This is a genomic window from Ensifer sp. 22521 (assembly GCF_052044795.1).
Taxonomy (GTDB): Bacteria; Pseudomonadota; Alphaproteobacteria; order Rhizobiales; family Rhizobiaceae; genus Ensifer.
Map to the genome: position 1 here is coordinate 43,657 of NZ_JBQENM010000005.1, position 20,635 is coordinate 64,291.

The window sequence follows — 20,635 nt, forward strand, 5'->3', positions numbered from 1 at the left end:
GACCTGCTATCTGGCCATTGCTCGAAAGCTTGGGTTTGCCGGCTCACTTTGTTTGGGAAAGCTGGTCCGCCTCGCCATCGGGCGGACTTCCGGTTTGCCCGGGGAGCTTCTATGCTCGCCCGCATGAGTGAGAGCCGCCCCGATCTTCGCCCCGTCCTGCGCATCGATTTTCCGCCCGCCGCCCGGCTCGGCCGCGGCAAGATCATGCTGTTGGAGTTGATCCGCGAGACCGGGTCGATCTCTGCGGCCGGCCGGGCGATGGACATGTCCTATCGGCGCGCCTGGCTGCTGGTCGATGCTTTGAACCGGATGTTCTCCGAGCCTTCGGTCGAGTCGCAGCGCGGCGGCAAACAGGGTGGCGGGGCGCAGGTGACACCTTTCGGCGAAACGTTGATCCGGCGCTACCGCGAGATGGAGGAAAAAACGCAAGCCGCGATCGCCGAGGATCTTGCCTGGCTCGAATCCGTTCGCGGCAGCGATCCGCCAGCAGGCGCTGGCGAGGTCGTTCCGGGCAAAGCTCAGTGATCGATCGCCACCGATTTTATGATGGCGTAGACCGTCTTGCCGGGAACAAGCGCAAGCGCGTCGCGTGAAAAGCGGGTGATGCGGGCGGCAATCGTCGCATCGCCGCAAGTCACCCTGACATCGACGCTGCCGTCTTCCTCCGCCGTGATCGCAAGGATGCGCCCTTCCAGCACGTTGAGCGCGCTGATCTCCACAGGTCTTGATGTCGCCAGCATGACGTCGCGCGCGGCGACGTGCAGGCGAAGCCTGCTGCCGGGTGCCGCGCTGACACCCGCAATGCGCAGCCGTTCCCGTCCGACCCGGACCGTCGTCAGTTCGTGGGACGGATCGGTTCCCTCGACCACGCCTTCCAGCAGGACGCCGGCCTCGCGCCTGCCGGTGGCGAGCATGGCGGCCGGCGCGCTCAAGACCTCGGCGGCCGCGCCCGATGCGGTGACCCGGCCGTTTTCGAGGACGACGACGCGGCGCGCCAGCCGGGCGACTTCGCCGACGGAATGGCTGACATAGACGATCGGGACGCCGGCATCGTCACGCAGCCGTTCGAGATAGGGCAGAATCTCGGCCTTGCGGGCCTCGTCGAGTGCGGCGAGCGGCTCATCCATCAGGAGCAGGCGCGGTGCGGTGAGCAACGCACGGCCGATCGCGACGCGCTGCCGTTCGCCACCGGACAGGGCTGAAGGGTTGCGTTCCAGCAGATGGCCGATCCCGAGCATCTCGACAATGCGCGCAAAGTCGCCACCGGAGCCGCTCTTGCCGGCGAACCAGCGGCCATAGGCGAGATTGCGGCGCACGCTCAAATGCGGAAAGAGGCGTGCTTCCTGGAAGACATAGCCGAAGCGGCGGCGATGCACCGGGGTAAAAATCCGGCGCTCGCTGTCGGCGATGACGTCGCCATCGAGCACAACGCGACCGCTTTGCGGCTTCAACAACCCGGCGATGATATTGATCAGCGAGGTCTTGCCGGAGCCGGAGCGACCGAACAGCGCGGTAACGCCGCCGTCCGAGGTGAAGGCGGCATCGAGCGAGAAACTGCCGAACTGGTGGCGGGCTTCGACGGTGAGGCTCATTGGGCCGCCACCCGACGGGCGGCGAATGTCGCCAGCAGTTCGGAGAAGATGAGCGCGGCCATGGAAATGACGATTGAAATGATCGTCAGTCGCATGGCACCGGCGTCGCCACCCGGCACCTGGGTGAAGGTGTAGATCGCAGACGACAGCGTCTGTGTCTCGCCGGGAATGTTGGAGACGAAGGTGATCGTCGCGCCGAACTCGCCCATCGCCTTGGCAAAGGCGATGATCATGCCGGCGATGATGCCGGGGATGATCAGCGGCAGGGTGACGGTGGCAAAGACCCAGGGCGGGCTGGCGCCGAGCGTGGTCGCTGCGTCCTCGAGCTTGCGGTCGATTGCTTCGATCGACAGGCGGATGCTGCGCACCATCAGCGGAAAGGCCATGACCGCGCTGGCGAGCGCCGCGCCCGTCCAGCGGAAGGAGAAGACCAAACCGAAGTAGTCGGCAAAGAAGGCGCCGAGCGGTCCGCGGCGCCCGAAGAGCAGGAGCAGCAGGAAGCCGGTAACGACCGGCGGCAGGATCAGCGGCAGGTGAACGAGACCATTCAGCAGCGTCTTGCCCCAGAAACGGCCGCGCGCGAGCAGCATGGCGATGGCGAGCGCGAAGGGCAGGCTGCAGATCATCGCGACGGTTGCGACGCGCAGGCTCAAAAGGATCGCCGTCCATTCCGCATCGCTTACTGCAAGCCAGTCCAACAGATGTCGCTCCCCGATACGAGGCCGGTGGGATGTGGCTGTCCGCCTGCGTCCGCCCCCCGCCTCTGACAAATGATCGCGTCGCCCGCGTTTGGGCGCGGGCGACACGTGACGATAGATGCTTCGCCTGCCTCTGGACAGCCGAGATCCACCGCCTTTTCAGGCCGATTACTTAAGGACGGTGAAGCCCTGCTTTTCGAAGAGGGCGGCTGCCTTCGCCGACTTGACGAAGTCGACATAGGCGGCGGCATCCGGGCTCTTGCTCTCGGCGGTAATCGCAATCGGATAGATGATCGGCGGATGGCTGTCTTCCGGGAAGGTACCGACGACCTTCACGCCCGGGTCGGCGGCCGCGTCGGTCTGGTAGACGATGCCATAGGGTGCTTCGCCGCGCGAGACGAGGAGGAGTGCCGCGCGCACGCTTTCGGCGCCGGCGACCTTGGGCTCTACGGCCTTCCAGGCGCCGAGCTTTTCGAGCGCCGCCTTGCCGTATTTGCCGGCCGGAACGGAATCGACGGCACCCATGGCGAGGCGACCGTCGCCGAGCATGGCTGCCAGGTCGAAGCCCTGCTTGATATCGACGGCTGCTGCGTCGGCCTTGCCGGAAACGAGTACGATGCGGTTGCCGAGCAGGTTGGAGCGGGTGTCGTCCTTGATCAACTTCTTGTCCGTGAGATAGTCCATCCAGGCAAGATCGGCAGAGATGAAGACATCGGCTGGGGCGGCCTGTTCGATCTGCTTGGCGAGTGCCGAGCTTGCCGCGTAGGAAACGGTCGTTTCCTTGCCGCTTTCCTTCTGCCACTCGGCATTGATCGCATCGAGCGCGTTCTTGAGGCTAGCGGCCGCAAAGACCGTTACCTTCTCTTCGGCCTGCGCCGATGCCGGCATGACGGTGGTACCGGCCCAGGCGAGGCAGAGTGTCAACACCAGGCCCTTCAGCCAGTCTCTTCTCTTGATCATCGATTTCCTCCAACGAAGCGTGATATCTCTTAGGATACAACGATATCGCTTCCTGATTAGCGTTGTATCCATTGAAATACAATGCTCTTGTAGACGGCTAGCGCGGCGTCCGGCGCGCCCATCCGCTCCAGGCAAAAGCCGTGCAACATCCGCGATGGGGCTTGCGATGGCGGTCGGGCGGCCTAAATTGCTGGCCTCAAAGCCAATTGATGGACCGGAGGTGCGATGGAAACGGCGGTGAAGCTCGAAGAGAGCTGGAAGGCAGCGCTGGCGCCGGAATTTTCCAGCGCCTATATGGCCGAGCTCAAGCAGTTCCTGCTCGCCCAAAGGAACGAAGGCAGACAGATTTTTCCGCGGGGACCTGAATACTTCCGCGCGCTCGACCTGACGCCGCTCGACAAAGTGCGCGTCGTCATCCTCGGCCAGGACCCCTATCACGGCGACGGCCAGGCGCACGGGCTCTGCTTCAGCGTGCGCCCCGGTATCCGAACACCGCCCTCGCTCGTCAACATCTATAAGGAACTGAATACAGATCTCGGCATTCCGCCGGCGCGACACGGCTTCCTCGAAAGCTGGGCGAAGCAAGGTGTGCTGCTCTTAAACAGCGTGCTGACGGTGGAGCGCGGCAATGCGGCGTCACACCAGGGGCGCGGTTGGGAGAAGTTCACGGACGCAATCATCCGCGCGGTCAACGAGGCGGATCATCCCGTCGTCTTCATGCTCTGGGGTTCCTACGCGCAGAAGAAGGCGGCCTTCGTCGACCGGTCGCGCCATCTGGTGCTGCGCGCGCCGCATCCTTCGCCCTTGTCGGCCCATTCCGGTTTTCTCGGCTGCCGGCATTTCTCCCAGGCCAATGCCTTCCTGGAATCCAAGGGTTTTGATCCGATCGACTGGCGGCTGCCCGAAGATCCGGCTGTCGCCGAAATGAACTGAGGTCGGCGTTGACGTTTCCGCTGTCGCGGTGAGGTCTTGCGCCGGAGACGGCGATCCGCCAAACACGCCGAGAGAAGGCAGGCGGAGGCGAGGACATGCGCAAAATTCTGATCATCGGCATCGGTTCGGGCAATTCGGAGCATATGACGGTACAGGCGATCAATGCGCTGAACCGCGCCGACGTGCTGTTCATCCCGACCAAGGGGGCGAAGAAGACCGAGCTGGCCGAAGTGCGCCGCGACATCTGCGCCCGCTACGTGACGCGCGGCGACAGCCGCACGGTCGAATTCGCTGTGCCGGTGCGCCGCACCGAGGGCGTCAGCTACGACGGCAGCGTCGACGACTGGCACGCCCAGATTGCCGCGATCTACGAGGGGTTGCTGGCGAAGGAATTGGGCGAGGATGGAACCGGCGCGTTTCTCGTCTGGGGCGATCCGATGCTCTATGACAGCACCATCCGCATCGTCGAGCGGGTCAAGGCGCGCGGGCAGGTTGCCTTCGACTATGACGTCGTTCCGGGGATCACCAGCCTGCAGGCGCTCTGCGCCAGCCACCGCATTCCGCTGAACCTCGTCGGCAAGCCGGTGGAGATCACCACCGGGCGCCGGTTGCACGAGAGCTTTCCGGAAAAGAGCCAGACTTCCGTCGTGATGCTCGACGGGGAGCAGGCGTTTCAGCGGATCGACGATCCCGACGCGGAAATCTTCTGGGGCGCCTATCTTGGTACGCCGGATGAGATCGTCATATCCGGTCGCCTTGCCGAGGTGAGGGACCGGATCCTCGAAACGCGGGCGGCAGCGCGCGAGAGAATGGGCTGGATCATGGACATCTACCTGTTACGCAAGGGCGCCGACTTCGAGGAGTGAGGACGCCGGACAGACCGCGCCGTGATTGATCTCACTCAAGGTTTGCGGCTGTGTTATAGCGTCTTAAGGGGCTTCTTCAGGGAGGAGAACCTCGAGCGATGACGGATTTGATGAGCACCTGTGCCCTTCCATCGACTGGAGAACCCGGTGCCAGCGCCTCGATGCGGCGCGGCGCCTGTCCGTCGCTCGCCGCACCGATGCAGACCGGCGACGGGCTGCTCGTGCGGCTCAGGCCCGATGACGGCAGCCTGACCATTCCCAAGGTCATCGCGCTTGCGGCCGCCGCCGAGACCTTCGGCAACGGCATCATCGAGATCACCGCGCGCGGAAACCTGCAGTTGCGCGGCCTGAGCGAGGCGACGGTGCCGGCGCTGGCGCAGGCGATCGGGGATGCCGAGATCATGATCGCCGAGGGCCTTGCGATTGAGGTGCCGCCATTGGCCGGTATCGATCCGACAGAGATCGCCGATCCCCGATCGATCGCGGCAGGGCTTCGGGAAGCCTTGCAGGCGCGCCGGCCGATGCTGAGGCTTGCGCCCAAACTGTCGGTCGTCATCGACGGTGGCGGACGCTTTGGTCTTAATGCTGTGGTTGCCGACATTCGCCTTCGGGCGCTTTCGACGCCCGACGGCTCTGGATGGCTGCTGTCGCTGGGCGGGACGGCAGCGAAGGGATCGATCATCGGGACGTTTGTCGGCAACGCGGTCGTGCCGGCCTTGATCACCATTCTCGAAAAACTGGCGAGCCTCGGCACGACGGCGCGCGGGCGCGATCTGGACCCGGCAGAAATCCGCGCCCTTTGTCGGTGCGAGGCATTGTCCGAATGTCCGGCAGTTCTGAGTTCGGCCTCGATTCCCGGCAGTCATGACCTCGGTGACGCCGGGGTCGTTCTTGGTCTCGGCCTTGCCTTTGCCCAGGTGGAAGCCTCCGCGCTGGCGGCCTTCCTCCATCAGGTCCAGGAGCTTGGCGCCACTGCGATCCGGCTTGCGCCGGGGCACGCCTTCTTCGTGCTTGGCCTCAGCCACGAGACCGCGGCTGTCGCCCAGAGCCTGGCAGCGGCGCATGGTTTTCGCATCGTCGAAGACGACCCGCGCAACGCGATCGCCACCTGCGCCGGCAGCAAGGGCTGTGCCTCCGCCTGGATGGAGACCAAGGGCATGGCACAAAGCCTTGTCGAGATGGCGCCCGAGCTGCTCGACGGCTCGCTTACCGTCCATCTGTCCGGCTGCGCCAAGGGCTGTGCCCGACCGAGGCGGTCGGAGCTGACGCTGGCCGGTGCGCCATCAGGATACGGGCTTGTCGTAAATGGGGCTGCGAACGGCTTGCCAAGCGCCTACACCGATGAGAATGGAGTGAAATCCGCGCTCGCCCGGCTCGGCCGGCTGGTGCGGCAAAACAAAGACGCTGGCGAATCGGCGCAGTCCTGTCTTACACGGCTCGGAGCTGCGCGCGTCTCGGCAGCGTTCGAACAGGAATAGACATGCCTGAGTATGATTACATCCGCGATGGCAACGCCATCTACGAGCGTTCCTTCGCCATCATCCGCGCCGAGGCCGACCTTTCCGGTTTCTCTGAGGAGGAAGCGGATCTGGCGGTGCGCATGGTGCATGCCTGCGGCTCGGTCGAAGCGACCAAGCAGTTCGTCTTCTCTCCCGATTTCGTGACCTCGGCCCGCGCGGCGCTCAAGGCCGGCGCACCGATCCTCTGCGATGCCGAGATGGTCGCTCACGGTGTTACCCGCGCACGGCTGCCGGCCGGCAATGAGGTGATCTGCACGCTGCGCGATCCGCGCACGCCTGAGATTGCCGCCGAGATCGGAAACACCCGCTCTGCCGCGGCGCTCAAACTCTGGAGCGAGCGTCTGGCCGGTTCGGTCGTGGCGATCGGCAACGCGCCGACGGCCCTGTTTTTCCTGCTCGAAATGCTGCGGGACGGAGCGCCGAAGCCGGCGGCAATCCTCGGCATGCCCGTCGGTTTCGTCGGCGCGGCGGAATCGAAGGATGCGCTCGCCGAGAATTCCTACGGCGTTCCCTTCGCCATCGTGCGCGGTCGCCTCGGCGGCAGCGCCATGACCGCTGCGGCGCTGAATTCGCTCGCGAGGCCGGGCCTGTGAGCGGCGCCGGCGTGGGGCGCCTGATCGGCGTTGGAACCGGCCCCGGCGATCCGGAGCTCTTGACGGTCAAGGCGGTGAAGGCACTGGGCGAGGCCGATGTGCTTGCCTATTTCGCCAAGGCCGGGCGCAGCGGCAACGGCCGCGCCGTGGTCGAAGGTCTGCTGAAGCCCGATCTCCTGGAGCTGCCGCTCTACTATCCGGTGACGACCGAAATCGACAAGGACGACGGCGCCTACAAGAGCCAGATCACCGATTTCTACAATGCATCCGCCGAAGCCGTGGCGACGCATCTTCTTGCCGGGCGCACGGTCGCGGTCCTCAGCGAAGGCGATCCGCTGTTCTATGGCTCCTACATGCACCTGCATGTGCGGCTCGCCAACCGCTTCCCGGTTGAGGTGATCCCCGGCATTACCGCCATGTCCGGCTGCTGGTCGCTTGCCGGCCTGCCGCTGGTGCAGGGCGACGACGTGCTTTCGGTGCTTCCGGGCACCATGGCCGAGGCCGAACTCGGCCGGCGGCTTGGGGATACCGAAGCGGCCGTCATCATGAAGGTCGGGCGCAATCTGCCGAAGATCCGCCGGGCGCTTGCCGCTTCCGGCCGTCTCGACCAGGCCGTCTATGTCGAGCGCGGCACGATGAAGAACGCGGCGATGACGGCGCTTGCCGAGAAGGCCGACGACGAGGCGCCCTATTTCTCGCTGGTGCTCGTGCCCGGCTGGAAGGACAGGCCATGACCGGTACACTCTATGTGGTCGGCACCGGCCCGGGCAGCCCGAAGCAGATGACGCCGGAGACGGTGGAAGCCGTTGCGGCGGCGGAAGAGTTTTACGGCTATTTTCCCTATCTCGATCGGCTGAACCTGCGTCCCGACCAGCTGCGCGTCGCCTCCGACAATCGCGAGGAGCTCGACCGGGCACAGGTGGCGCTGACACGGGCTGCTGCCGGCGCCAAGGTCTGCATGGTCTCCGGCGGCGATCCCGGCGTCTTTGCGATGGCGGCCGCCGTCTGCGAGGCGATCGACAAGGGGCCCAAGGAATGGAAATCGGTCGAACTGGTGATCACGCCCGGCGTGACGGCCATGCTCGCCGTTGCCGCCCGTATCGGCGCGCCGCTCGGTCATGATTTCTGCGCGATGTCTCTCTCCGACAACCTGAAGCCATGGGAGGTCATCACCCGGCGGCTCAGGCTGGCGGCGGAAGCGGGGCTCGTCATTGCGCTCTACAATCCGATCAGCAAGGCGCGACCGTGGCAGCTCGGCGAAGCCTTCGAGATCCTGCGCGGTGTGCTGCCGGCAACGGTGCCGGTCATCTTCGGCCGCGCGGCCGGACGGCCGGACGAGCGCATCGCGGTGATGCCGCTCGGCGAGGCCGATGCCAATCGCGCCGATATGGCGACCTGCGTCATCATCGGCTCGCCGGAAACGCGCATCGTCGAGCGTGAAGGGCAGCCGGATCTCGTCTACACGCCGCGCTTCTATGCGGGGGCGAGCCAGTGAGCGATGCGGTCGAGCGCCTCGTCGCAACTGCCTACGGCGGGCACGTCCGTCGGCTTGCGCCGCTCGACCATGATCACCTCGATGCCCAGCCGGCGCGCCGCGGCAATCTTGCCATAGGTGGCGCTGCCGCCGCTGTTCTTGGCGACGATCACGTCGATCTTCCGGGTCTCAAGCAGCGCGGCTTCATCGGCTTCCTTGAAGGGGCCGGTCGCCAGGACCGCCTCCTGGTCGGGCAGGTTAAGCGGCGGAGTGACCGGATCGACGCTGCGGATAACGTAGCTGTGCTGCGGTGCGACCTCGAAGTGGAACGCCTCCTGCCGGCCGATGGCGAGGAAGACGCGCCGGCGGCGATCGCCAAGCGCGCTCACCGCTTCGACAACGCTGTCGACGGTGGTCCAGCGATCGCCGGGCAGGGGCAGCCATTCCGGTCGGCGAAGGGCAAGCAGCGGAATTCCGGTTCGTTGCGCCGCTTCCGCGGCATTGTGCGATATGCGCGCGGCAAAGGGATGCGTGGCGTCGACCAGCAGGGCGATGTTTTCGTCGCGCAGGAAGTGCGCCAGCCCATCGGCGCCGCCGAAACCGCCGATGCGGGTCTTGACCGGCTGCGGCCGCGGGTCGGCGGTACGACCGGCAAGCGAGATGGTGGTGTCATAGTGGGCGTCTTCGGCCAATCGGCTCGCCAGTTCGCGCGCCTCGGTGGTGCCGCCCAATATCAGAATGCGAGGTTTTTCCATGGCTGACGTGTCGAACAGCGAACCCGCCATCGTCTCCCCCTGGCTGACCGTCATCGGTATCGGTGAAGATGGTGTAGCGGGTCTCGGCGACGAGGCCAAGCGGTTGATCGCCGAGGCACCCGTCGTCTATGGCGGTCATCGCCACCTGGAGCTCGCCGCTTCCCTTATTACAGGCGAGGCTCATCATTGGCAGAGCCCGCTCGAGCGCTCGGTGGTGGAAATCGTCCGTCGCCGTAGCACACCTGTCGTGGTGCTTGCCTCGGGCGACCCATTCTTCTTCGGCGTCGGCGTGACGCTGGCGCGCCGTGTCGCGTCTGCCGAGATCCGCACGCTCCCCGCACCGTCCTCGATCAGCCTTGCCGCCTCACGGCTAGGCTGGGCCTTGCAGGATGCGACGCTCGTCTCAGTGCATGGACGTCCGCTCGATCTGGTGCGGCCGCACCTGCATCCGGGCGCGCGCGTGCTGACGCTGACATCGGACGGGGCCGGCCCGCGGGACCTGGCCGAGCTGCTGGTCGCCAGCGGCTTCGGTCAGTCCCGGCTGACGGTTCTGGAGGCGCTCGGCGGCGCCGGCGAACGGGTGACGACGCAGATCGCCTCGCGTTTCATGCTCGGCCTCGTGCACCCCTTGAATGTCTGCGCCATAGAGGTGACGGCCGACGAGGGCGCACGCATCCTGCCGCTTGCGGCCGGCCGCGACGACGCGCTGTTCGAGCATGACGGGCAGATCACCAAGCGCGAGGTCAGGGCTTTGACGCTGTCAGCACTGGCGCCGCGCAAGGGCGAACTGCTCTGGGATATCGGCGGCGGCTCCGGCTCGATCGGTATCGAATGGATGCTCGCCGACCCGACCATGCGCGCGATCTCTATCGAAGTGTCGCCGGAGCGTGCGGCCCGCATCGGCCGCAATGCGACGATGTTCGGTGTGCCCGGGCTGACGGTGGTCGAAGGTGATGCGCCGGCCGCCCTTGCCGGCCTGCCGCAGCCCGATGCGATCTTCATCGGCGGCGGCGGCAGCGAAGCCGGCGTGATGGAGGCGGCGATCGCGGCGCTCGGGCCTGGTGGACGTCTGGTCGCCAACGCGGTGACAACGGACATGGAAGCGGTGCTGCTCGATCACCACGCGCGGTTCGGCGGCTCGCTGATCCGCATCGATATCGCACGAGCCGGTCCCGTTGGCGCGATGACCGGCTGGCGGCCTGCCATGCCGGTGACGCAGTGGTCCTGGGCGAAGAGCTAGAACAATACCAGCAGTGCGAAGCGGTTTTGCGTCCGGAAATGCGGAAGAAAAGCGGGCAAAACCAGCGGGAGCGTGAAGCAGTTTGCGTCGGCAACGGCGCCAGAACGAAAAGTGAGAGTGGCAAATGACGGTACATTTCATCGGCGCCGGTCCGGGTGCTGCGGATCTGATCACGGTGCGCGGCCGCGACCTGATCGGGCGTTGCCCGGTCTGCCTCTATGCCGGCTCGATCGTTTCGCCGGACCTCCTGCAGTATTGCCCGCCGGGTGCGCGTATCGTCGATACCGCGCCGATGTCGCTGGACGAAATCGAGGCGGAATATGTGAAGGCAGCTGCCGACGGTCTCGACGTGGCGCGGCTTCATTCCGGCGACCTCTCGGTTTGGAGTGCGGTGGCCGAGCAGATCCGCCGGCTGGAGAAGCACGGCATCGCCTACACGATGACGCCGGGCGTGCCGTCCTTTGCCGCCGCCGCCTCAGCCCTTGGCCGCGAGCTCACGATCCCGGCGGTTGCCCAGAGCCTGGTGCTGACCCGCGTCTCCGGCCGCGCCTCACCGATGCCGAACAGTGAGACGCTCGCCGCCTTCGGCGCCACCGGCGCGACGCTGGCGATCCATCTCGCCATCCACGCGCTCCAGCAGGTGGTCGAGGAACTGACGCCGCTTTATGGCGCCGATTGCCCTGTTGCTATCGTCGTCAAAGCCTCCTGGCCGGACGAGCGGGTGGTGCGTGGCACGCTCGGGGACATCGCCGCCAAGGTGGCGGAAGAGCCGATCGAGCGCACCGCGCTGATCTTCGTCGGCCCGGGGCTCGAAGCCTCCGATTTCCGCGAGAGTTCGCTCTACGATCCCGCCTATCAGCGACGGTTCAGGGGCCGCGGCGAATAGGCCGGGTCGCTTCAGGTCCCTGTCGCCGGCTTTCCCTGTCGTTGCGCAGGCTGAAACCTACTCTGCCGGTTCTTCGCGCGGCGGACGCTGCTTGAGCGGCACGCCGTGTTTTTCTTCCACGCGGTCGCGATAGAGTGCGGCCTGCCCGAGCAGCATCAGCGTCATCGGTGTGGTGACGAGAACGAAGACGATGATCAGGATTTCGTGGAACACCCAGCGGCTCTGCAGCACGGCGAAGCAGATGATCGAGGCTGTGCAGATCAGCAGCACGCCGCCGCTGGTTGCCAGCGTCGGCGCATGCAGCCGCTCGTAAAAGCTGGTAAACCGCAGCAGGCCGACCGAGCCGATCAGCGCTATGGCAGCGCCCAGAACCGTGAGCCCGCAGACCAGAATGGCCGCCCAGACGGGAAGGTCGGTGACATGGCTCATTCGATGATCTCCCCGCGCATCAGGAACTTGCCGAAGGCGATCGACGAAACGAAACCGATCAGCGCGACGATCAACGCCGATTCGAAATAGATCGAGTTTGCCGTGCGGATGCCGAAGGTGAGCAGCATCAGCATGGCGTTGATGTAGAGCGTGTCGAGGCCGAGGATGCGATCCTGCGCGCGCGGTCCTCTCACCATGCGGTAGAAGGCGAAGGCCATAGCCAGGCCGAGCATGATCTGGGCAATCAGGATCGACCAGATGATCGTGAGTTCCATCATCCGAATATCTCCTTCAAGGCGGCCTCGTAGCGCTTGACCGTATCGATCCAAACGCGCTCGTTCTCCATGTCGAGCACATGGAAGAGCAGGGATTTGCGCAGGCGATCGTATTCGAGCCAGGCCGTTCCCGGCGTCGCCGTCATGACGCAGGCGAGCAGCGCCAGGGCATTTTCGTCATCGAGATCGATATCGACGGTCAGGAAGCCGGAATTCGGCGGTCTGCGTCGGCCCCTTAGAATGACGGCAGCGACGGCCAGGTTGGATCGGATGATGTCGAGCGCAATGGTAAAGCCGAAACGCAGCATCAGCAGGACCCGCCGCGGGTGCGAACGGGCGAGACCGAGCTTGAGCGTCACCCAGCCGAGACCGGTGGCGAGCACGGAACCCATGAGGATCGTGCCGGGGGCGACCGACTGATTGAGCAGCAGCCAGATGGCGAGCAAACCGGCCGAAAGAAGCGGGTAGGGAAACCAGGTGCGCATCGGCTATTGCCCTCCCGCCCGCGGTGCGGTGAGTACGCGTTCTGCATAGCCTGCCGGGTTCAGAAGCGAGTCCGCCGTCGCCTGCATGTAGCGCATCGTCGGGCCGGCCTGCACGCTGAGGTATATGCAGGTGGCGAGCAACACGACGACGGGTGTGATCTCGATGACGACCACCCGCGGCACGGTGTTTTCAATCGACGCCCAGAAAGTGCGGATGCCGACGCGGTTCATGGCGATCATCGCGGCGAGACCGGAGACGATCAAGAGGGTGACATAGGTCCAGTCGGCTGCGGAAATCGCCGGAGTGGCTTCGGCTCCCGACAGGCCGAAAAGACCGCCGAGGATCGCGAATTTGGCGACGAAGCCGGAGAGCGGCGGCAGGCCGGCGAGCAGCAGGGCGCAAAGGCAGAAGCAGAGGCCGAGGATCGCCATGGTGCCGGGGATCGCGGCGCCGACCACTTCTTCCTCCTCGTCCTCGTCGGCATCGCCGTAGGCTTCCATCGTCACCGCCAGAACGTCGGCGCCGGCGTCACGGCCACGCTCGACCAGTTCGATCAAGAGGAAAAAGGCGGAGATCGTCAGTGTCGAGCTGACGAGATAGAACAGCGCGCCGGCAATCATGCTCGGATGGCCGAGGCCGATTGCGGCGAGCAGGGTGCCGGAAGAAACGAGCACCGAATAGGCGGCCAGACGGCCCATTGCCTGGGAGGCCAGCACGCCGATCGCGCCGAAGGCGATTGTCAGCAGGCCACCCAGAAGCAGGATCGGTTGGCCGAAGCCTGCGGAAGCGCCGGCGCTGGCGCCGAAGACCAGCAGCGAAAGCCTGAGGATGACGTAAATGCCGACCTTGGTCAGGATCGCGAAGACGGCGGCCACCGGCGGTGTCGCGGCCGAATAGGCTGTCGGCAGCCAGAAGCTCAAGGGCCACATGCCGGCCTTCACCAGGAAGGCGACGCCGAGCACGCCCGCTCCGACCTCAACCATCTGGCGGTCATCCGGCGAGAGCGTCGCCAGTTTCATCGACAGATCGGCCATGTTGAGCGTGCCGGTCGCGCCATAGATCAGGCTGACGCCGATCAGGAAGAGCGATGAGGCAGCGAGGTTGATAGCAACGTAATGCAGGCCCGCCTTGACGCGGAGCGGCCCGGAGCCGTGCAGCAGCAGGCCGTAGGATGCCGCCAGCATCATCTCGAAGAAGACGAAGAGGTTGAAGAGGTCGCCGGTCAGGAACGAGCCGTTGAGACCGGCGATCAGCAGCTGGACCAGCGAATGGAAGTGGTGGCCGGCCGTGTGCCAGCGCGCGATCGAATAGGCCTGGGCGGCAAGCGCCAGTCCGCTCGTCAGGCACAGCATCAGCGCCGACAGGCGGTCGAGCACCAGCACGATCCCGAAGGGCGCCGGCCAGTTGCCGAGTTGATAGACGCCGCTGCCGGCGGGGGCGCCGTCTAACGAGGCGATGCGCATCAGCACCATCGAGAGGATGAAAAGCGCGAGCGTCGAGACGAAGCCCATCACGCCCTTCAGCATGCGGTTGCGCTCGTCGATCGGGATCATCGCGGCACCGACCATCAGCGGCAGCAGGATCGGCAGAATCAGCAGGTGGTGCACCCAGTTAGTCATGGCGCTGCTCCCGGCCGTCGACGTGGTCGGTGCCCGTGAAGCCGCGCGAGGCGAGCAGCACGACGAGGAAGAGCGCGGTCATCGCAAAGCCGATGACGATCGCGGTCAGGACGAGCGCCTGCGGCACCGGATCGGTATAGCGGCTGAGGTCGCCGACGCCGCCGGGTTCCAGCACCGGCGGCGCGTTCACGCGAAGACGCCCCATGCCGAAGATGAAGAGGTTGACCGCATAGGAAAGCAGCGAGAGGCCGATGATCACCTGGTAGGTGCGCGGACGCAGCAGCAGGTAGACGCCCGATGCGGTCAGCACGCCGATCGCGACAGAGAGGATGATCTCCATTAGCGGGCCTCCTTTCCGCTCCGCGTGGCGCGGGCATGGGCACGCGGCGCACGGATCGACTGGTGGGCAAGGGCGATGAGGATCAGCACCGTTGCGCCGAGCACCAGCGAGAAGACGCCGAGATCGAAGAACAGCGCGCTGGCGAGCGGGAACTTCCCGACGATCGGCAGCGTGACGTATTGCGCGTGCGAGGTGAGGAACGGATAACCGAAGAGCCAGGAGCCGATGCCGGTGGTCGCGGCAACCAGCAGACCGATGCTCATCCAGCGCAGCGGATGGATGCGCAGCCGTTCCTCGACCCAGCGGGTGCCGCCGGACATGTATTGCAGGATAAAGCCGATCGACATGGCGATGCCTGCCGCAAAGCCGCCGCCCGGCAGGTCATGGCCGCGCAGGAACAGATAGGCGGCGAGCATGCCGATGACCGGGAACATCCAGCGCATGATCACAGAAGGCACGAACAGATACTCGGCGACGCTGTCGCCCTTGCTGCGATCCGGGTGGTCGTCGTCGAAGGCGTTCTGGACGCGCTGCTGTTCCGGTGCCTCCAGGCTGTCGGCCTGCGGGCGGAAGCGCAGGAGCAGAGCGAAGACCGTGAGCGCGACGATTGCCAGAACGGCGATTTCGCCGAGCGTGTCGAAGCCGCGGAAGTCGACGAGGATGACGTTGACGACGTTGGTGCCGCCGCCCTCCTTGTAGGCGCGCTCGAGGAAGTAGCTGGCGATCGTCTCGGGCATGGGCCGGGTCATCATCGTATAGGCGATGAGCGCCACGCCGCCGCCGGCGGCGATCGCCAGCAGGAAGTCGCGCAGACGGCGGAAGCGGACCCGCAATGACAGCAGCTCCGATTCCTGCGTATCCTCGATACGCTTCGGCAGCCAGCGAAGACCGAGCAGGATGAGGACCGTCGTGACGATCTCGACGAGCAGCTGAGTCACGGCAAGGTCCGGCGCCGAAAGCCAGACGAAGGTCAGGCAGGTGGTGAGACCGGCGCCGCCAAGCAGCACGAGTGCGGCGAGCCGGTGGAATTTTGCCAGCAGCGCCGCGCCGATCGCGCAGGCGATGCCGACCGCCCAGAGCAGCGCGAAGGCCGGATCGATGCTGCGAACGAGAAGCGGCGGCAGCTCGTATTTGCTTAGAAGCAGCGGCAGCGCACCGGCGGCGACGGCGATGAAGACGAGGAAGCGCATCTGCGGCTGCAGCCGCCGGGTGCCGAGCCGTTGTTCGAGCGAACGTGCCCATTTCCAGGAGAGCGTCACGAGCACGCGCTCGAAGATGCGCTGGCCGTGCAGCAGGCGGAAGATCGGCGGCCCCTCGATGCTGGTCGCAAGATAATTGCGCATCAGGAAATAGAGGCCGACGCCGCCCGCCAGCGCCACGAAGCTCATGATTAGCGGCAGGTTCCAGCCATGCCAGACGGAGAGGCTGTAGTATGGCGTGCTGGCGCCCAGGATCGATACGACCGCCGTGTGCAGGAACGGACCGATGGTGATCGCCGGAATGATGCCGACGACCAGGCAGGCGAGCACCAGGAATTCGATCGGCACGCGCATCCAGCGCGGCGGCTCGTGCGGCACCTTTGGCAGATCCTCCGGCGTCTTGCCGAAGAAGACGCTATGGATGAAACGCAGCGAATAGGTGACCGCGAACATGCCGGCGAGCGTCGCGATATAGGGCGTCATCGTGTCGAGGATGTTGGCCTGGTGTGTCTCGATCGCCTCGGCGAAGAACATTTCCTTCGAGATGAAACCGTTCAGAAGCGGAACACCAGCCATGGCAGCGCTCGCGACCATGGCGAGCACCGCCGTTCCCGGCATGTAGCGGATCAGCCCGCCGAGCTTGCGCATGTCGCGCGTTCCGGTCTCGTGGTCGATGATGCCAGCCGCCATGAACAGCGACGCCTTGAAGGTGGCGTGGTTGACGATGTGGAAGACCGCGGCGACCGCTGCAAGCGGGCTGCCGAGGCTCAACAGCACCGTGATCAGGCCGAGATGGCTGATGGTGGAATAGGCCAGCAGGCCTTTGAGGTCCTGCTGGAAGATGGCGAAATAGGCGCCGAGCAGCAGGGTGGAGAGCCCGGCAAGGCCGACGATCCAGAACCAGGCCTCGGTACCGGCCATCACCGGCCACAGACGCACGAGCAGGAAGACGCCTGCCTTCACCATGGTTGCGGAGTGCAGGTAGGCGGAGACCGGGGTCGGTGCCGACATCGCGTGCGGCAGCCAGAAGTGGAACGGGAACTGCGCGCTTTTCGTCAATGCGCCGAGCAGGACCAGGATCAGGACAGGCATATAGAGCGGCGAGTTGCGGATCAGATCGCCCGACGCCAGCACGACGTCGAGGTCGTAGCTGCCGACGATGCGGCCCATCAGCAGGAGGCCGACGAGCATGCAGAGGCCGCCCGTGCCGGTCACGGTCAACGCCATGCGGGCGCCGTCGCGGGCATGGGCATTGTGGTGCCAGTAGCCGATCAGGAGGAACGAAACGATGCTCGTCAGTTCCCAGAAGACCGCAAGCAGGATGAGATTGCCTGAAAGCACGACGCCGAGCATCGAGCCCATGAAGGCAAGAAACAGCGCCAGGAAGCGCGGCACCGGGTCTTCCGCGGCCATGTAGTAGCGGGCGTAAAGCACGACGAGCACGCCGATCGCCGTCACCAGCACCGTAAAGAGCCAGGCGAAGCCGTCCATCCGGAGCGTGAAATTGAGGCCGAGTTCAGGGAGCCAAGCGATGTCGTAGCGCAGCACGCCGCCCGAGGTGACGAAGGGATAGAGGCTGGCGGCGACGAGGAAACACAGGAGCGCGATCGTTCCTGCGAACCAGGCTGTCGCACCGCGTTGATCGGGCGGAAAGAAGATTGCAAGGAGGCTTCCCGCAAATGGGGCGAGAATGAAGACAGAAAGCAATTTTCCCGCGTATTCGATCGTACCGTTCCCTTCGTTCGGGTTTCATGGAGAGCGGGCACCAGAGCGCCGTGCTTTCAAAAGAATGCACAGGGGACGCACCAGGAGTTTGAATCTAGAGCATCTTTTCCGCTTCAGTGGGTTGCCCTTGAAGCGGGACGCCCTAGAGGCCCGAAAGGGCGGTCGCATCAGCGACTGCCGCAGGTGATGCCGCCGATCCCAAGACGTGGAGGCAGGCAATTGTTTTTATGGCGATTCGCGGCAAAGCTGCCAAGCCTTACCGGTGCGAAAAATGCACGCACCGTGTTTTTTGCAGCAGGCCGGCGTGCTTCTCAGGCCGCAAGCCAGCGGCGCTCGAAGGCGAAGGTCGCGAGGTCGTTGGCGTTCATCGGCCGCGCGAAGGCATAACCCTGCAGCCCGTGGCAGCCGAGTTCCTTCAGGATATGGGCGTGTTCCAGCGTCTCGACGCCTTCGGCGATTACTTCGATGCCGAGCGACGTGCCGATATCGATGATCGATTCGACGAGGCGCTTTTCGGCGGGCGAGTCGAGGATCGGCAGGACGAGCTGGCGGTCGATCTTCAGCCGCCGCGGGGTCAGCTTCAGAAGGCTCAGGATCGAGGCATAGCCGGTGCCGAAATCGTCGATCTCGATGTCGATGCCGAGTTCCTTGATTCGGCGGATGTTGGAAAGCACGGTCACGTCGCTCTCGTCAAAGGAGATCGATTCCAGGAGTTCGAAGGACAGGCGGCCCGCCGGAATTTGCAATTGTTCGAGGCGATCGATCAGGTTTTCGTCGTGAAGACGTGCATAGGACAGATTGACCGAGACCTTGGGAATATGGATGCCGCCCGCCTCCCAGCGGTAGATCTGGAATAGCGCCTGTTCCAGGATTGCCTGGTCGATCGACGCGACCACGTTGATGTCTTCCGCCGTCTTCAGGAAGGTATGCGGGCCGAGCAGTCCCTTGGACGGGTGATCCCAGCGCGCCAGTGCCTCGACACCTGTTATGTCGAGGGATCGCGGGCAGAACTGCGGCTGGAAATGGGCGATGAACTCGTTGTGCTCCAGCCCGCGAAGGATCTCGTCGGCCGTCTGCTTGGTCTTGAAAACGGCCGTCTTCAGCTCACCGGTAAAGGTCTCGTGCCGGTTGCGGCCGCGGCGCTTGGCTTCGTAGAGCGCAATATCGGCATTGACCAGCACGTGCGACAGATCATCCGTTGCCTTGGCCTGAGCAGCAATGCCGATGCTGACGCCGATGCGGCACTCCTGGTCCTTGTAGCGGACGGGCACGCTCATCGCCTCGATGATGCGGGATGCGAGTGCGGCGTCCGGTTCCATCCCGCCATCCTGGCGAACGATGACGAACTCATCGCCGCCGATGCGAGCGACGAAGTCCCTGGCATCCGCATTGCCCCGGAGCAGCTCGGCGGCATGGCGCAGGATCTCGTCGCCGGCGGCGTGGCCGAGCGTATCGTTGATCTGCTTGAACCGGTCGAGGTCCATGTGGAATATGCTGAGCCGGGCCTCCGGTGCGAAATGCCTGTTGCGCTCGGCCAGGACCTGATCGAGGAACCGGCGGTTCGGCAGGCCGGTCAGCGGATCGTGCAGCGCATTGAATTCCATGCGATGGCGCGCCGCCTCGAGCTCGACGCTGTGTGCCTCGGCCATGCGCTTGGCTTCGAACAGGGTTTCGCGGGTCTCGAAGTCGGCGGTGACGTCCCAGTTAACCCCGACGACCTTCCGCATGCCATCGGCGCCGATATAGGCGGAGCCGATCGCGCGAATGTGACGCAAACTGCCGTCTGGGAGGCAGATGCGGAAGTCCGAGTTGTAGGCGTCGCCCGTCTCGAGCGCTTCTGCGAACTCGGCCTCGGCGCGCTGGAGATCGTCGGAATAAAGGGCGCTCCTCCAGTCCTCATAGGTCTCGCGGGTAGAGCCGGCGCGACCGTAGAGTTCGCGCATCCGGTCGTCCCAAAGCAGCTTGCCGCTCGCAATATCCAGCTCCCAAATGCCGATCTGCGACGAGTCCAGCGCGATCTTGAGGCGATGGGAGAGTTCCTGCAGCTGCGCCTTGCTGTGCCTCAGCGCGCGGATGTTCATCTGCCGCTCGCTCATCAGGCGACCGGTCAGCACCATCGGCAGGATGATCATCAGGCCGCCGAGAACGATCAATCCGCGGATGAACCAGGCATTGCCGGCCGTCGTCGGCCAGCCGCCCCTGGGAACGGCTGCAATGCGCCAGGAGCCGCCGGGCAACAGCACGGTCATCCCGACCGGCGAATGCTTGAAGATCGCGGGGTCGCCAAAGAAGACCTGCCCGTCCGCGCCGGTGCCGTCGCGCCCGGCTATTGCGATATCTATGCCGGGCTGTTCGGAAAGGAGGCCGCTGTCACGATAGAGGCGGTCGATGTCGATGATGGCGGAGACGATGCCCCAGAAGCGATTGCTGCCGCCGCCGGCGTCGATCATTACCGGGAAGCGGCCGATCAGCCCACGTCCGCCCTGGACGAGATCCACCGGGCCGGCAAGCACCATCTGCCTGGTGTCCTTGACACGCATGACGGCAGCGCGCTGCAACTCGTTCTTGCGGTAATCGAGCCCCAGCGCCTTCTCATTTCCTTTGAGCGGGTAGACGAGCGAGACGACGAGGTTCGGCGCGGCAGCGATGCTGCGCAGTTGCGAGCGTTCGGTAAAGATGCTGCGCGAAAGGGCGGCGAAGCGCTTCTGATCCATGCCCGGCTCGGTGACGAGCGTGCCGATCAAGCCGCGCACGAGCTGGATATTGCCGTTGACGTTGGCTTCGAGCTTGGAGCGGATGGGATTGAGCTCTTCGGCTACCCGTGCGCGCAACCGCGCCTCGGCTACCACCTGGTTCTGATTGTCCGCCAGGATGCCGGCCACCAGGACCACGAAAGCCGCGATGACCGCCGGAAGGTAGCTTGGCGTTAAAACCCTGGAGAGCCTCTTCATTCCGAGGTTGAAAGCATGTCTGGCAGGCACAAATCACCCCGGCGGCACGCGAATGGCTGTGTATCGACCCGGATAATCCCAAAAGGGTCTTAAT

The 20,635-nt window shown here is 65.0% G+C and carries 20 protein-coding genes; 9 read left to right on the forward strand and 11 right to left on the reverse strand.

Features of this window, described 5'->3' with window-relative positions:
• Nucleotides 1-123: 123 nt before the first annotated feature.
• Nucleotides 124-525, forward strand: a complete 402-nt coding sequence (locus tag ACTJKE_RS08145) for a winged helix-turn-helix domain-containing protein (RefSeq protein ID WP_058325332.1) — start codon at nt 124-126, stop codon at nt 523-525.
• Here ACTJKE_RS08145 and modC read toward each other — a convergent pair.
• The 3 genes from modC to modA all read right to left on the reverse strand — a co-directional run bounded on the left by modC (nt 519) and on the right by modA (nt 3,250).
• Nucleotides 519-1,592 (reverse strand): molybdenum ABC transporter ATP-binding protein, encoded by a 1,074-nt coding sequence (gene modC / locus ACTJKE_RS08150; protein WP_440691648.1) that lies wholly within the window; start codon nt 1,590-1,592, stop codon nt 519-521. The genes ACTJKE_RS08145 and modC overlap by 7 nt on opposite strands.
• Nucleotides 1,589-2,290 carry a molybdate ABC transporter permease subunit gene (gene modB, locus ACTJKE_RS08155; RefSeq protein WP_093233588.1) on the reverse strand — a complete coding sequence of 234 codons (702 nt, stop codon included), beginning with the start codon at nt 2,288-2,290 and terminating at the stop codon, nt 1,589-1,591. The genes modC and modB overlap by 4 nt, the downstream gene beginning before the upstream one ends.
• Before the next feature lie 168 nt (nt 2,291-2,458).
• Entirely contained in the window at nt 2,459-3,250 is a 792-nt protein-coding gene (gene modA / locus ACTJKE_RS08160) for a molybdate ABC transporter substrate-binding protein (protein ID WP_440659909.1), read from the reverse strand.
• Between the two features lie 225 nt (nt 3,251-3,475).
• On the opposite strand from modA, the gene ung reads away from it, so the two are divergent.
• The 6 genes from ung to ACTJKE_RS08190 all read left to right on the forward strand — a co-directional run bounded on the left by ung (nt 3,476) and on the right by ACTJKE_RS08190 (nt 8,657).
• On the forward strand, nt 3,476-4,183 hold the full coding sequence (gene ung / locus ACTJKE_RS08165; protein ID WP_057254522.1) for a uracil-DNA glycosylase: 708 nt from the start codon (nt 3,476-3,478) through the stop codon (nt 4,181-4,183).
• 95 nt (nt 4,184-4,278) lie between these two features.
• Nucleotides 4,279-5,049 (forward strand): precorrin-6A synthase (deacetylating), encoded by a 771-nt coding sequence (gene cobF, locus ACTJKE_RS08170; RefSeq protein ID WP_440659910.1) that lies wholly within the window; start codon nt 4,279-4,281, stop codon nt 5,047-5,049.
• A 110-nt stretch (nt 5,050-5,159) separates the two neighbouring features.
• On the forward strand, nt 5,160-6,527 hold the full coding sequence (gene cobG / locus ACTJKE_RS08175) for a precorrin-3B synthase (RefSeq protein WP_440659923.1): 1,368 nt from the start codon (nt 5,160-5,162) through the stop codon (nt 6,525-6,527).
• Between the two features lie 2 nt (nt 6,528-6,529).
• Entirely contained in the window at nt 6,530-7,162 is a 633-nt protein-coding gene (locus ACTJKE_RS08180) for a precorrin-8X methylmutase (protein ID WP_057254524.1), read from the forward strand.
• Nucleotides 7,159-7,896: a precorrin-2 C(20)-methyltransferase gene (locus ACTJKE_RS08185; protein ID WP_110880649.1), complete on the forward strand. Its 738-nt coding sequence runs from the start codon at nt 7,159-7,161 to the stop codon at nt 7,894-7,896. The genes ACTJKE_RS08180 and ACTJKE_RS08185 overlap by 4 nt, the downstream gene beginning before the upstream one ends.
• On the forward strand, nt 7,893-8,657 hold the full coding sequence (locus ACTJKE_RS08190) for a precorrin-3B C(17)-methyltransferase (protein ID WP_440691650.1): 765 nt from the start codon (nt 7,893-7,895) through the stop codon (nt 8,655-8,657). The genes ACTJKE_RS08185 and ACTJKE_RS08190 overlap by 4 nt, the downstream gene beginning before the upstream one ends.
• On the opposite strand, the gene ACTJKE_RS08195 is transcribed toward ACTJKE_RS08190, so the two are convergent.
• On the reverse strand, nt 8,636-9,421 hold the full coding sequence (locus ACTJKE_RS08195; RefSeq protein WP_110880672.1) for a cobalt-precorrin-6A reductase: 786 nt from the start codon (nt 9,419-9,421) through the stop codon (nt 8,636-8,638). The genes ACTJKE_RS08190 and ACTJKE_RS08195 overlap by 22 nt on opposite strands.
• Between ACTJKE_RS08195 and cbiE the strand changes: the two genes are divergently transcribed.
• Both cbiE and cobM read left to right on the forward strand, forming a co-directional pair.
• On the forward strand, nt 9,390-10,631 hold the full coding sequence (gene cbiE, locus ACTJKE_RS08200) for a precorrin-6y C5,15-methyltransferase (decarboxylating) subunit CbiE (RefSeq protein ID WP_440691652.1): 1,242 nt from the start codon (nt 9,390-9,392) through the stop codon (nt 10,629-10,631). The two genes, ACTJKE_RS08195 and cbiE, sit on opposite strands and share 32 nt — an antisense overlap.
• Nucleotides 10,632-10,755: 124 nt before the next feature.
• On the forward strand, nt 10,756-11,517 hold the full coding sequence (cobM, locus tag ACTJKE_RS08205; RefSeq protein ID WP_440691654.1) for a precorrin-4 C(11)-methyltransferase: 762 nt from the start codon (nt 10,756-10,758) through the stop codon (nt 11,515-11,517).
• A gap of 57 nt (nt 11,518-11,574) precedes the next feature.
• On the opposite strand, the gene mnhG is transcribed toward cobM, so the two are convergent.
• The 7 genes from mnhG to ACTJKE_RS08240 form a co-directional block, all read right to left on the reverse strand.
• Nucleotides 11,575-11,946 carry a monovalent cation/H(+) antiporter subunit G gene (mnhG, locus tag ACTJKE_RS08210; RefSeq protein ID WP_058326881.1) on the reverse strand — a complete coding sequence of 124 codons (372 nt, stop codon included), beginning with the start codon at nt 11,944-11,946 and terminating at the stop codon, nt 11,575-11,577.
• On the reverse strand, nt 11,943-12,224 hold the full coding sequence (locus ACTJKE_RS08215) for a K+/H+ antiporter subunit F (protein WP_057254530.1): 282 nt from the start codon (nt 12,222-12,224) through the stop codon (nt 11,943-11,945). Before ACTJKE_RS08215 ends, mnhG begins: the two co-directional genes overlap by 4 nt.
• On the reverse strand, nt 12,221-12,706 hold the full coding sequence (locus ACTJKE_RS08220; RefSeq protein WP_057254531.1) for a Na+/H+ antiporter subunit E: 486 nt from the start codon (nt 12,704-12,706) through the stop codon (nt 12,221-12,223). Before ACTJKE_RS08220 ends, ACTJKE_RS08215 begins: the two co-directional genes overlap by 4 nt.
• A gap of 3 nt (nt 12,707-12,709) precedes the next feature.
• Nucleotides 12,710-14,326 carry a monovalent cation/H+ antiporter subunit D gene (locus ACTJKE_RS08225; protein ID WP_057254532.1) on the reverse strand — a complete coding sequence of 539 codons (1,617 nt, stop codon included), beginning with the start codon at nt 14,324-14,326 and terminating at the stop codon, nt 12,710-12,712.
• Entirely contained in the window at nt 14,319-14,666 is a 348-nt protein-coding gene (locus ACTJKE_RS08230) for a Na+/H+ antiporter subunit C (RefSeq protein ID WP_057254533.1), read from the reverse strand. Before ACTJKE_RS08230 ends, ACTJKE_RS08225 begins: the two co-directional genes overlap by 8 nt.
• Nucleotides 14,666-17,572 carry a monovalent cation/H+ antiporter subunit A gene (locus ACTJKE_RS08235; protein WP_058325292.1) on the reverse strand — a complete coding sequence of 969 codons (2,907 nt, stop codon included), beginning with the start codon at nt 17,570-17,572 and terminating at the stop codon, nt 14,666-14,668. The genes ACTJKE_RS08230 and ACTJKE_RS08235 overlap by 1 nt, the downstream gene beginning before the upstream one ends.
• 329 nt (nt 17,573-17,901) lie before the next feature.
• Nucleotides 17,902-20,541: a bifunctional diguanylate cyclase/phosphodiesterase gene (locus ACTJKE_RS08240; RefSeq protein WP_440691805.1), complete on the reverse strand. Its 2,640-nt coding sequence runs from the start codon at nt 20,539-20,541 to the stop codon at nt 17,902-17,904.
• Between the last annotated feature and the right edge of the window lie 94 nt (nt 20,542-20,635).